A 12926-nucleotide genomic window follows, 5' to 3' on the forward strand; every position below is an offset into this window, starting at 1 on the left:
AGCAACTCGCGGCTGGCCCTGATCCGTGATGATCGCGGATCTGTTGTTGTCGATGCTGATCTCAGCGCATTGGGGCCCAATCTCACCATTCTTGGCGGCATGGAAAAGGGCGAAGCCCTTGTTAGCTCTGACTACCGCGACCGCCCTGATTTTTGGAGACTCTCATGATCCGATTTTTTCTCTCGTTGTCGTCCTCGGGCTTCTCGCATCTTGCGCCCAATACCAAGAGCCGCAAGCGAACTGCTTTACGTTTCTAGCAGCCGTCGCACCTGTTGAGCCGATTGCCCTGGCCGCGCGAGACTGCCTCTTCACACCCATCGACGGGTCGGAGGGCGACATTGAAGCCTAGCCTCGCCCTTCTGTTTTGGCTCTCTGCAGCTGTCAGTGCCGCGCATGCCCAAGGTGTGCCGACCAATGATAGTGGGCTGACGGTGCGCGATATCGTGGAAACAGGGGATCGCGAAGTCGATCTCGCGACCCAAGCCGATAAGCTCTCTGTGCACGAGCTGATCGCCGAGATTGAGCGCGAGCAATTAGAAACGCTGGCGCGCATCCTTGATGCCCAATCAAGCTTTGGGGGTCAGGGACTGCCCGCAATGGTGTCGGGCTTAGAAGATGGCAGTGGTGATCCAGATCGTTCTGTTAAGGCCGTATACGGCTCTGGCGACATCGATCCTAATCCCGGTGGAACTCAGATGTTTGGCGATGCGTCCCAGAACATCGAACAGCTCATCATCCGCGTCGCCCAAGAGACAAGTGGCTTTGCGGGTGTCGGGCGCGCCGGATTGTCTCCCGTCCAATGGCGCGCCCTCCTTCAGGCTCTGATCTGGCAGGAAAGCCGCTTTACCATTGGTGCCCGTTCTCCCGTAGGCGCGTTTGGCCTTACGCAAATCATGCCGGGCACAGCGAGCGATCTCGGTATTAACCCCGCATACTATGACAGCCCCTATCTTCAGGTGCATGGCGGCGCGCGGTATTTGGCCACGCAACTCAACACGTTTGATGGCAACATCATCAACGCACTTGCCGCCTACAACGCTGGACCAGGTCGCGTGTTTGAGTACAGCGGCGTGCCCCCGTTCGTTGAGACCCAGCATTACGTCACCGTTATCCCTGAACGCTACAATCTCTATCTCAGCCGGATCGGCGGCATCGAAGCCTTGGGCACTATCGATCCTGCTCTACTGGCAAACGCCAACATGTCGATCACGGGACATGGCGCTGCTTTTTACGGCAACAATTCACCCGAAGCCATAAGACAAGCGGCGCTGCGCATCCGTGACATTGTGGAACGCATTTCTGAAACCACCGACATTCAAGAAAGCATGGCGCTCAACACGTATGCGCGGGCGGAACTGGTGCGCTTGATGGCGGCGCGCATCAGATTGCAGGCCGCTCGCACCAAACCGCTGTCCGCGGCCCAACTCGCCCAAGCCTCCGCGCGCATGGCCGAAGGCGATTTCATGGATTTTACAATTGAGGAGCTGGATTGATGCAGAATTCTAAATGGCTTTTGAGAACTGCGTTGGCGGGAACCCTCGCATGCGGCCTGCAGGTGGCAGCACCCTCCTCCGCATTTGCGCAAGGCGTTCCCGTCGTCGACACGCAGAACATCGCCCAAAACATCCAACAGCTCCGGCAGATGATCGAAGATGAGATCCTGCAAAACGAGCAACTGGTGCAGCTTCGCGAACAACTTGCCACCCTCACGGACCAACTCGCGGAGCTGCAGCGGACTTATGAGGCGCTCACCCGCCTCGCCGAACTGCCGGAAATCATCCGCACGCAGATGGAAGATGAGCTCAACGGGCTTTTGGACCAAGAGTTTGGCGACATTATCGCGACGATTGAGGCCATCAAGAACGGTGACTTTTCTGGGTTGTCTGGATCAGGCGCAGGCGAGATCGAAACCCAGATGGACCGCGTTCTGGCCGATCTTGGATTTGATGACGACACGCTGTCCGAAATGGCCAGCAGCGGAAATGCGAGCGCCAACCGGATTGCGACCCAAGCCACGACTGGCGCACTTGTTTCTGCCGCGGCCCAGAACAGTTATGAGGATGCGGGACAGTCTCTCGAACGTGTGGACCGTCTTGTCGGCCTCATCGACGACATGGATGAGTTGAAGGAAAGTGTCGATCTCAACACACGCGTGACCGCAGAACTTGCCATTGCACTGGTCGCCATGTGGCAGCTTGAAGCCATTCAAACCGTCGGTGATGGCACCGGTGGGGTCATCGATGCCGCCACCATCGCCAAAGAGCAGCGGTTCATAGATTTCACCTTGCCTGACCTCAGCGCAGATTGAGGCGGCAAGCGTGGTGAGTGAAAAAGACATCATCGAAGAAGAGCTGGTCTACGGTGCTTTGCGCCGCGAGCGGACATGGCAGCGGCTCGGCCTCATTGGCCTGATCTTTGGCATCTTGGGATGTTTGAGCGCTGCTGCAGTCGCGATCCTCGACGTCGATCCACCGCCCGTCGTCGTGCTTTATGATCCCGAGACGGGATTTGCATTGCCTGAGGTATCAGTCGGCGCGACCACGGTCACAGAAAACCAAGCTATTATCGAAGCCGAGGCGTTTCGCTACATCACCGATCGAGAGGTCTACAACCAACTCGACAATGATGTGCGTGTTAGAAGTGTCCTGCGACGATCAGATGGTGCAGCCGAAGCGTCTTTGCGCCAGATCTGGAACAGCGCCAATGAGGACTACCCTCCCACGCTCTACGGTACAAACGGACGCTTGGACGTCGAAGTCCTGAGTATTAACCGGATCGGCATCAATCGCGCCACGGTCCGACTGCGCAAACGCCTCAATTCTATTAACGGCGTCCAGACCGGCCTCTTCACCGCGACGTTGTTGTTCGAGTTCCGACCCGAGGCCAGCCGATCCATCGATCAGGTTTGGACAAACCCCTTCGGCTTCACAGTGTTGGAATATTCCATCCGCTCCGACAGATTGGAAAATTAGATTGTATCGAATTGCTCAAATTGCACTCTTTGTGGCGCTGCTGCCGTCGTTCGTTCTTGCGGAGGCTATTCCAAGGCGTGGGCCCAATGACAGTCGTGTGCGTGTTGCAACCTATCAAGAGGCGCAGGTCTATCGACTGAACGTATCGCTCACACACGTCACGACCATCGAATTCGGGGAAGGCGAAAGCATCCGTTCGATCATTGCAGGCGACACCGAAGGGTTTGAGATCGACGGTGTTCCCGGCGGCCAGGCCTTCGCCATTAAGCCCGTCGCGCGCGGTGTGCATACCAATGTGACGGTCTACATTAATCGCCGAAGCTATTACTTCAACGTCCAAGAAACCCAAAGCCCTACCTTCTATGTGGTGCAATTTCGCTATCCTGATGATGACGCAAGGACGACCAACGTCGTCGCTCAGCAGGCCCCCAACTATAACTACGGGGCCAGCGCGCAATCTGAGTTCACCCCGACCCGCGTTTGGGATGACGGGACCTTTACCTATTTCCAGTTACCGAGAAACGCGCCAGTTCCAGCGATCTTCCGATATTCAAGCGGTCGCGAGAGGACAGTGAACACACAGGCGCAAGAGAACGGCGTGATCCGTGTATCTGGCGTGAATGCGAAGTGGGTGCTCAGGCTTGGTGATGAGGTAGTTTGCATTCAGGCGACACCGCCAGCGGGGGCGTCGTCATGAGCGATACTGGCAACGTTGATCTCGAAAAGCGTCTCGCGGCTTTAGAAAAAGGTGGCAGTCGAAGTGCTACCGCAAGACCGCGGCGATCACCGCTTTTGGCTATTGCGGTGGTCTTGGTTGTCGGCGCCGGAGGCACAGCGCTCTATATGTTGTCTGGCTCTGATGAAGAGCAAACTTTGCCGACCGCGACCCCGGATGTGTTTCAGAACGAAGGTGACGGCTTCGGCGCCATTGAGGCCATCCCTCCACCCCCCGCGCCGGAAACTCAGATTGTCGTGGCCCCTGCCGCACCCAATGAGCCTAACGCGGAGCTTCTCGCTCAACTGGCCGCCCTTCAGACCCAGATCGAAGAACTGCGCAATGCGCCAGAACCCGCCCTGGAAGAAGATACGGCTGCCGCCGAAGCCATCGATGGGCTGACAGCCCAGATCGCAGCGCTTCAAACAGCGTCACAAGCGGCCCAGCAACAGTTTCAAGACGAATTGGCAGCGCGGGACCGAGAGCTAGAGCAAATTCGTATGGACTTGGAATTGGCCCGATTGGAAGCCAACCGCCCGACACCTGCGCCTGTCCCGCTCGGACCATCTGATGATGAACTACGTGCCCGCGAAGAAGAACGGTTGCGGCGGGAGGAAGAGGCACGCCGCATGGCTGATCTCGAACGCCGCGCCGCAGAGGAGCGCGCATTTCAGGAACGCCGCATCACCTCTCCTACGATTGCCTTTGGTGGAACGTCCGGAGCGAATGAAACGGCTTTGAGTGAACGCACATTTGGCGATGTGACCGACTTTGTGCTGAACGGAGCGCTGCCTACATCCGTTACCCAAGCCGAAATCATCGCCAATCCCTCTAATACGATCATTCAAGGCACTATGATCCAAGCCGTCATGGAAACCGCCCTCGACAGTTCCCTGCCCGGCCAGACCCGCGCCGTCGTCTCAGAAGATGTCTTCAGCTTTGACGGATCGCGCCTTCTCATCCCGCGCGGGTCGCGCCTGATTGGGCGCTATCGTTCTGGCATTGATATCGCACAGCGCCGCGTCACCATCGCCTGGGACCGGATCATCCTGCCGGATAATCAAACCATCCAAATCAGTTCCTTTGGTGGGGATGAACTTGGTCGGTCCGGCGTGACTGGGTTTGTTGATACGCTCTTTGCTGAGCGCTTCGGCTCGGCAGCATTGATTTCTTTAATCTCAGCGGCTCCTAGTGCGGCGGCAGCCTCTGTTGAAGACGAAGCCGCCGCTGGTGTTTTGGAAGATGTGGGCGACGACCTCGCTGATGCCACTGACAGTGTGATCAGTGACTACCTCTCCATCGGCCCTGTCATCTATGTCGATCAGGGTGCGCGTGTCACCGTCATGGTCGATCGTGATTTGGAGATTTTTTGACTCCATGACGCTCAGCTATCTTCAAACCTCGCTTGATAAGCTCACCGCCGCCGCCCGCGACGATGTCATCGAGATTTGCATCAATCCAGACGGGACCTGTTGGGGGGAATTCCAAGGCGATCATTTCATGCGGCTTCTGGATCAGTCGCTAACTGAAACTGAAGTAAAGGATCTCGGCAATCAGATCGCCTCCAGCGCCAATACCACCATGAGCAAGGACAGGCCCATCGTGTCTGTTTCGATTGCTTACAAAGACCGCCCAATCCGCGCGCAGGTCATCACGCCACCCGCCGTACTCTCGGCCATGTCGATCAGCTTGCGGTTTTTCTCAAGTCTCCCGCTTGAACAGATCGAGCTGGCGTTTCTGTTCGGCAAGGAACGTAAGCTTGAGGAGTTGCGGCAGGAAAAAACTCGACAACTACGCGAAGTCGTGGCCTCCGGCGTGATTGACGATGCCCTCGCCTTTTGTGTGGAAAACAAGCTGAACATGATCGTTTCCGGGGGCACCTCGACGGGCAAAACCGTGGCCGCTCGTAAGATCCTCTCTCACGTCCCCCCTGAAGAACGGATCATAACGATTGAAGAAGCCGCAGAACTGCTGCCGGACCAGCCGAATGCAGTGACACTCATCGCCAACCGCGACGCAGAATTCCAATCGGCTGATGTGCTGCTGACAGCGACCCTGCGCATGCGCCCGGATCGGATCATCCTCGGTGAGGTGCGCGGCAAAGAGGCGATGACCTTCCTAGAAGCTATCAACACCGGACATGGTGGCTCGATGACCACTTTGCACGCCGAGACACCGCAACTGGCCGTGCAGCGATTGGCAATTGCCGCCCTCAAGACGGAAATCCCGATGACTTATGCGGATATGGTTCGCTACATCGAGAACTCTATCGACATAAATGCCTGCGTCTCGGACGAGTTGCTGCTGGCGGCTCGCTTTTCGATGAAGAGCGCGCCATCGCTGGATTTCAGCGGACGGATCGACCGCCCCGTTACTTCCGCGACCGCCTCATCCCCGAACGCCCAAAGGATTTGATCCAAAGCCGATGGGATCGGGGCCAGCGCCATCAGATCCATCATGGCCTCGTCCCGCAGGGCAAGCGCTTCGCGAGAGACGACCAAGGCTCCTGTCTCGTCCCGCAGCGGCTCGGCCACGATATTGCCGTCGATCTCAACTAGTTTTTGGGTGTGGATCGGGAACGCCTGTTCAAGATAGCCGAGCACGTAATCGCGCGGCGTCAGCGCGCCTTCGACCAGTTCATCATCGGGGGCCATCATCTCCAAGCGACGCTTCAACAGACTTTCGCCCGTGGAAACCACTTGGATGACGCAGGCATAGCCGTCGGACAGGTCCTGCTGAATGGCGCTGACAATGGACGGCGCTTTCATCCCCATCAGCAGGTGATTGAAGAAGTGCTGCTTTGTACTCTCGAAGCGTGACTTAGCTGACGCTTTGGCGGCAGAGGCATTGGTCTCGCCCGATGCATCATTGACGCCAGTCGCGGTCAGCGCGGCTTCAAGATTGTGATGGATGGTGCGGAACGCACCCGCATAGGCATCATAAATCTCCGTTTGTGCGGGCGTCAGAGCATGTTCCAAGACGTCGTATTCTACCCCGTCAAAGCTCAGGGCCCGCGCCGTGTAAAACCCCAGCGTTTTGAGATCACGTGCGACCACCTCCATGGCTGCCACACCGCCCGCTTCCATCGCCGAGACTAAGCTCTCACGGCTGGGGAAGGGGTATTCGGGTCCTTGGCCCCAGAGCCCGAGACGGGAGGCATAGGCGAGATTGTGGACCGATGTGGCCCCCGTCGCCGAGACATAGAAGACGCGCGCGCGCGGCGTGGCGAGTTGTAGGCGCAACCCCGCAAGACCCTGCTGGGAGGGTTTTGCCCCCCTGCCCTGCTCGGATCCAGCAGCATTCTGCATCGCGTGCGCCTCATCGAAGGCGAGCACGCCGTCAAAGTCGCCCCCCATCCAGTCGAGAAGCTGGTTCAGGCGTGTGGTTCCGCATTTGCCAGAAGACCGCAGCGTCGCGTAAGTCACAAACAGGATACCGTCGCCCATGGTGACAGATTGATCCGGTTTCCATTTGGAGAGCGGCTGAATATCCGCGGGCGAGCCGCCGAGATCGGTCCAGTCGCGCACGGCATCCTCAATCAACGCTGCAGACTTCGATACCCAGACGGCCTTGCGCCGCCCGGAGAGCCAATTGACCAAAATGAGCCCTGCGCACTCGCGACCCTTACCGCAGCCGGTGCCATCACCGAGGAAATACCCCAAGCGGTAAGCCCGCGCCTCTGCATCTTCATCACTGCGCATCATCTTAGTTTGATCGTCATCGATGGTAAACTTGCCCGGTAGATCGCGCGCATGCGCGTCGTTGGCCATGATGATGGTTTCAAGCTGGGCCTCGGAGAGATGACCCTCGGCAATCAAGCGGTTGGGCAGGCGCAGTCCTTCAGCGGCGTGCAGTGATGGCACCGGCGGCGCGACAGAGGCCATAGCGATGCTCTCGACCAGCGGCGTCGGGTGTTCTTGTGCGCCCGCGATGTCGATCCGTTGAGGTCGATAGCGGGCATAGATGTCCGAGATGGGAGTGTTTTCGCGCGGTGTCTCAAGTGTGGTGAAGGACAGCGGTGTAGCAGCGTGTTTAGGCGTTTTGGCGGCAGCGACCCCTGTTTCGGCGGGCTTGCGTCCTTTGGCCCCCGTCGAACGCGTCAGTAGGCCGTGAACAAGCTTTGAGCGTGGTGCCGTCGCTGGCGTTACAATCACGCGCGTCGTGGCGACCTGGTCCACGATGCTGACCGCGGCATCGAGATCGTCAACCGATACGCGGATCATCTCATGGTCGTCCTGGACCTTATCGAAGACCATGAGCTGCGTATCAACGCTGGTGCCGAGCTTGCGATAGACATGATCGGGCATGGTCAGGGCAAGACGCGGTGTGAGAAGGGTCATCGCACGCACCCAATATGCTGCGTCTCGCTCGGGGCTGAAGCCCATCGGCATGATCGCAACAAGTCGTCCACTCGGTGCCAGTCGTTTCGCTGCCCCAATGAGGTGCTTTGCTGCGATGTGCTTATCGCGCGAGCGATCGACCGAGGATGCAATGGGCGGGTTCATCACGATAACACTGGGGGCTGTGGATGAGGTCAGAAGATCATCGATATGTTCGACATCGTGTCCGGTCGCCTCTCTGTCGAACACCACATCGAGCAGCCGCTGGCGAAACGGATCGACTTCGTTGAGCATGAGTTTGGCCCCTTCCCGCTTGGCGAAACCCGCCAATGAGCCGGTTCCCGCAGAGGGTTCCAGCACAGTCTCACCGTTGCGGATCGCAGCCGCGCGCACGGCGAGGGCAGCATAGGGAAGCGGCGTCGAGAATTGTTGCAAGCGGATTTGCTGCTCGGAACGGCGTGTTTCGGTCAGAAGGCGCATGGCGATGTTCTTTTCGGTGCCAAGCGGGTCGGACCCGTTCGCGTCCAAGGAAAGCGCCTGAACCGCTGCGGCCTGCATCATGTCGTAGGCCATGCGCCAATTCCATGTCCCGCTTGCATCACTGCCGCCAAAAGTGTCGCACATGATTTTCGAGAGGAAAGAGCTGCGCAGAGGATTACGGGCGATCTCGCCGGCTATTAGCGACAGGGCGGATTTGAGCTGCGCATTGGTTGGTGTTTGATCGGGGTGCTTCGGGTTGGGATGGGCCATGGTTTCTGTCCTTTGTGATCTGGTTTGAGATTCACAGGACAAAAAGCCTCCTCTACGCTTTCTGACGCGGAGGAGGCCCAAGAAGGGGCTGGAATGAGACCAGGAACGCGCTGTAGGGGGCCTCCTATGGCGCCTGCTGGGCAAAAAACTCTGCCAGCACCGCACTCCCCTCGGCAATTTCGCGACTGATGAGCTCCGATCCCGCCAATGACGCCTTTGAGAGCCGCACAAGGCTGCCGGTTTCCTCAATACGGTAGCACCGCCGTTTTTTGCCGCCCGCGCTTGTAATGGGTCGCTGTGACGATCTGGCAGCTGCTGCCATCGCTGAGATTCACAGGGGATGCGAGCTTGATCTTGTCGCCCTCCGCGTAGTCGGAAATCGCGGCCCAGTCCCGGCACCGCTGGCGCCAGGCATGGCCGTAGCTGTCCGGGACCTTCAACTCTGAAAGTAGCTTAAGAATGCTCAGCGGCGCGCGGGACTCGCAGGGACCGGCACTTTCCTCCATGTCCTTGTAGCCCCAGCACCCGTCGTCCATGCGCGTCAGAAAAACTGCCCCAAAAGTGAACGATCCATCATCATCAATCATGTAGGTGCGATCTTCCAAAGGCGTGCCATCGAGGCATTCAACTTTCGCCGCCGCATACCAAGTCGAGCCAACTTTACTGGCTTTGACCAGGGTCGTGCGTCGCGTATCGGTCTCGAAGGTGCAAAGACGTGTGATCTCTGCCTTTTCATCGGCATAGGTCTGAACCCGCTGATCGGTGTAAAATAGCCAACCCATTTCAGAGTCCTTTCATTCATAAAGATATGTTTTGTCGCCAATGTCCCGAGAAGGCCGAAGGCCTGGCAGGGTATTGGTGATGCGAGTGAAGAAAGGGCGCGTTAAGCCGCCCTCCGGTCTTCAAGTTCCATCAGCGCATCGAGCGGGACGCGATACGGTTGCATAGCATCGAAGTCCTCACAGTTGCCGCAGTTCTGGACGATGGCGAAGGTGTCGCGTGCGTCCTTGAGGGTCACCCGAAATCGTCCACCAAGACCAGATGGAACTTCATAGGTTCCGCCGATGAGAAAGTCCGACGCTCGGCGGCCGAAGACGCGGATGGAATGGCCGTCGGTTGCCAGTCGAATGGCCCCCTGCCCGCGGTCGATCAGGGTTTGCACGTCATCCAGAATGTCCGTGTAAAACTGCCCCGTCAGATCGCGGAACGCCATTTGACGCTGTGCCATCCAATCGCTGTCCCGAAACGGATTGATGCCGTTCGCAAAGGCAAAGCTGGGATCGGACTGCTCGGTGGTGACAATACGGGTGGTAAATCCGTCAATGCCGTTGGAGCGCAGATGCACACCGTTGCCAACGATGAGGATCAGGGCGGGTTTGTCGATTGGCCCGTTCCAGTTGGGCAGGAAGGATGTACAGGAGCGCGCATGCGCCATTTGCGCCGCGACAGCAGTCGCAGAGAACTTGAGAATAGCCATGGGGATGTCTTTCGTGAACGGCGGTCTGAGCCGCATGTTTCTGGGAGTTGTTGGGGAGTTGGATGACCCGCGCCTGGTTGTTCCCAAGCGCAGGCCATCTCGTTGGATCAGGCAGCTTTGGCCAGGTCCGTCTCGGACTGCGCTGCGTCTTCCACCGCATCGGCCGCCAAGCGGGCGCCACCGGTCGTTTGCATCATCGGCGGACACCAGCCTGCGACCGCTGCATGTTGGGCCTCTGTCAGCGTCGCAAACGGTTCGGCAAAGAGCTTGTCGCAGGAGTTGACGATCTCCTTCTTGCTCATGGAGGCCAGTGTCACCGCCTCTTGTGCTAGCCCCAGCTCCTCGCCGAGGATTTTGAGCAACCACGCCTTCTTGAAACGGTTGAACAGCGCTGCGTTCGGCGTCCAATGGGCGCGGACATCCGGCATCACCTCAATTTCAAAGTCGTGCATCAAGCTGTCGCTTTGGCGGCTGCGCGCGAAACAGGATTGCGTGGTGCTTGCCGTGGCATAGGCGACCAACTTTGCCTTCTCGCTCTGATCAAGGGCGCGGAACGCCGCAAACTGATCTGCAGGAGACGTCGCTTCATCCGCCCAAGAGAGATCGAGCGCATCATGCGCCTGAGCAACCTGTTCTAGCGACGTGCCGTCGATCTCGTCCATCTTGGCATGGCTGCGATATTCTTTGCGAGCCTCAACCTTGATGCCATGGGTCACGCTCATGGTGGCCAGGACGTCCGTCACCAGTTTGAACAAGGTCAGATCAAGTGTGGCTTCGGGATGCAGCGTCATCGCAGCCCCAAGCGCCATTGCTCGTTCGGTCTTGAGGTCCTGGGTCAGCGATGCGGGATAGGCGATTGCGCCTGCGCCTTGCCCTTCGACGTCACCTGACGTTCCGCCAGCGCTCGTTGTCTGCGACGTCGTCTCGAGCTTATCTGCAGGCCGGACCAAACCGACATGCAGCGTGATCTGACCGTTTGACCAGGACGCGATGACACCGGCCCGTGCGAGGTCTTCGGCACTATAAGCCTCCTGCAAATCGCGTGCTTCATCCTCAAGCGCATCCACGCGGTCGTAGAGGGCATTGTAGGCGTCAGTCTCGAGATCTTCATCTTCCATCTCGAGCTGGAGTTTTTCCAACTCCGCTGTGATGGCATCGACACGCTTTTGTCCCTCCACATCAGGCTCGATCGGACCTGGATATACGCGGCCGTATTCTGCCATCGATCCATAGTCGTAGCGCACCATCGCATCTGCCCATGCAAACCCCATCTGCGCTTTTGCATTTTCAGCGGCATCAGTGAGTTTTTCCACCATGATTGTCTCAACCAAGCCAATGTCTTCCAGCACAGAATGCTCTTCAAGCAGATCGGCTGCGATTGGCCCACCCCGCGCCTCATAGTCCTCGCGCACAAACGCCCCGATATCATCGCTGACTTGCACACCGCGGGTCTTGAGCGCCTGACGCACCGTATAGGCCTGCACATAGCTGTCGTCGCTTGTCAGCGCCTCGAACACCTCACGCTGCACGTCTTGGCTTGGATGATCCGCAAAGGCCTTCATCGTATCGAGCGTGATCGTTTTAGCGCGGGCCGCCGCGCGAATATCGGGATGGATGAGGCCATAGCGCAGGCGGCCTTTGACCGCTGCGACTGTCGTCCCAAATGTCTTGGCGATGGTGTCTGGCGATTGACCGTCGACCTCCATCATACGTGCAAAGGCCTCAAACTCGTCGATGGCGTTCATTGGAGCCTGCGTAATGTTTTCTGCAAGCGAGAGAGCCGTGGTCACATCGCAGTTCTCCGGCACCAAGCGGCATTCGATCTTGGTCTTCTTAGTGAAGCCTTTGGCAGTCTTATCTGAAAACAGTTCATTGAGTGCTGCATGACGGCGACCACCGGCCAATACGCCAAATTTGCCATCAATCTTTTGCACGAGCAGTGGCTGGATAATCCCCAGCACACCAATGCTGGCTTTGAGATGCGCAATGGCGTCAGTCTCATAGGTTTCGGGTGAGTTGCTGCGCACATTGGCGGGATGGGATGTAAGTTCGCCAATGGCGACGGAGATGGATTTGAGAGCATGTGTCATGGGATGTCCTTTGAGTTGTTACGCCACTCCGACGTTCGAGAGCAGCCTGACCAATCCCCGGATTTGAGGATCACATGACAAAAGGCCTGCTTTCCCTTTGGAGGGGTAAGCAGGCCTTCAGATTGGGAAGGAGGTTCCCTGCCCTACCAGTCGGATGCCATCATGATGGTCAGCACGCGCATGGTCGTGGCAGCATTGTCGGGTGCCTCAGCGCCATAGCGGAAATCACTGTCCGCTTCATACAAATCGATCTTCCAGAAGATTTTCTCTCCGCGGATGTCTACCGCACCAAAATCGTGCCAACCGCTCGGATCGTTCTCAGGCTCGAATAACTAGAACTCACCAACGGCTTGCACGGCCTCAAGGGCCAAGCCGTCTTCAGCCATCGCCAAGGAACTGGTGAGGTGCATCCGGCCCGGAATGGGCTTGGATGGGGTTTCACCCAGGCAAGTGAGTTTGCGAAACGCATCGTTCTGTTCGGCGATGACGGTTGGGTTAGGACCATCTGTCGTGGAAGCTAAGGAAGTGGTCATGGGTCTGTCCTTTCAAGGAAGTTGAAAACACAAAACCCAAAGCTTGCCT

At 57.9% G+C, this 12926-nt stretch carries 8 protein-coding genes and 3 pseudogenes; 6 read left to right on the forward strand and 5 right to left on the reverse strand.

What is annotated here, in order from left to right:
* Nucleotides 1–404: 404 nt before the first annotated feature.
* Genes ABJF76_RS05180 through ABJF76_RS05205 form a run of 6 tightly spaced genes read left to right on the forward strand, consistent with a single transcriptional unit; the run spans nucleotide 405 to nucleotide 6102 of the window.
* Nucleotides 405–1493 (forward strand): lytic transglycosylase domain-containing protein, encoded by a 1089-nt coding sequence (locus ABJF76_RS05180; RefSeq protein WP_348135733.1) that lies wholly within the window; start codon nucleotides 405–407, stop codon nucleotides 1491–1493.
* On the forward strand, nucleotides 1493–2308 hold the full coding sequence (locus tag ABJF76_RS05185) for a type IV secretion system protein (protein WP_348135710.1): 816 nt from the start codon (nucleotides 1493–1495) through the stop codon (nucleotides 2306–2308). Before ABJF76_RS05180 ends, ABJF76_RS05185 begins: the two co-directional genes overlap by 1 nt.
* 10 nt (nucleotides 2309–2318) lie before the next feature.
* Nucleotides 2319–2972, forward strand: a complete 654-nt coding sequence (locus tag ABJF76_RS05190) for a type IV secretion system protein (RefSeq protein ID WP_348135712.1) — start codon at nucleotides 2319–2321, stop codon at nucleotides 2970–2972.
* A 1-nt stretch (nucleotide 2973) separates the two neighbouring features.
* A complete protein-coding gene (locus ABJF76_RS05195; protein ID WP_413822532.1) occupies nucleotides 2974–3669 on the forward strand; it encodes a TrbG/VirB9 family P-type conjugative transfer protein in 696 nt (231 codons plus the stop codon).
* On the forward strand, nucleotides 3666–5060 hold the full coding sequence (locus ABJF76_RS05200) for a TrbI/VirB10 family protein (protein WP_348135714.1): 1395 nt from the start codon (nucleotides 3666–3668) through the stop codon (nucleotides 5058–5060). The genes ABJF76_RS05195 and ABJF76_RS05200 overlap by 4 nt, the downstream gene beginning before the upstream one ends.
* A gap of 4 nt (nucleotides 5061–5064) precedes the next feature.
* Nucleotides 5065–6102 (forward strand): ATPase, T2SS/T4P/T4SS family, encoded by a 1038-nt coding sequence (locus ABJF76_RS05205; RefSeq protein ID WP_348135715.1) that lies wholly within the window; start codon nucleotides 5065–5067, stop codon nucleotides 6100–6102.
* Here the strand turns inward: ABJF76_RS05205 and ABJF76_RS05210 are convergent.
* From ABJF76_RS05210 to ABJF76_RS05230, 5 genes and pseudogenes are all read right to left on the reverse strand, one after another.
* Nucleotides 6018–8777 (reverse strand): annotated as a pseudogene (locus tag ABJF76_RS05210) (strawberry notch-like NTP hydrolase domain-containing protein); the annotation flags it as partial. The gene ABJF76_RS05205 and the pseudogene ABJF76_RS05210 sit on opposite strands and share 85 nt — an antisense overlap.
* A 124-nt stretch (nucleotides 8778–8901) precedes the next feature.
* Nucleotides 8902–9559: pseudogene (locus ABJF76_RS05215) on the reverse strand (DUF6927 domain-containing protein).
* A gap of 101 nt (nucleotides 9560–9660) precedes the next feature.
* Nucleotides 9661–10254 carry a regulator gene (locus ABJF76_RS05220; RefSeq protein WP_348135717.1) on the reverse strand — a complete coding sequence of 198 codons (594 nt, stop codon included), beginning with the start codon at nucleotides 10252–10254 and terminating at the stop codon, nucleotides 9661–9663.
* Between the two features lie 107 nt (nucleotides 10255–10361).
* Complete coding sequence (locus ABJF76_RS05225) at nucleotides 10362–12344, reverse strand: ParB/RepB/Spo0J family partition protein (protein ID WP_348135718.1); 1983 nt, start codon at nucleotides 12342–12344, stop codon at nucleotides 10362–10364.
* Nucleotides 12345–12487: 143 nt separating this feature from the next.
* Nucleotides 12488–12877, reverse strand: a pseudogene (locus ABJF76_RS05230) (DUF3768 domain-containing protein).
* Nucleotides 12878–12926: the final 49 nt, after the last annotated feature.

Origin of the sequence: Tateyamaria sp. (assembly GCF_039940735.1) — a bacterium.
GTDB lineage: Bacteria > Pseudomonadota > Alphaproteobacteria > Rhodobacterales > Rhodobacteraceae > Tateyamaria.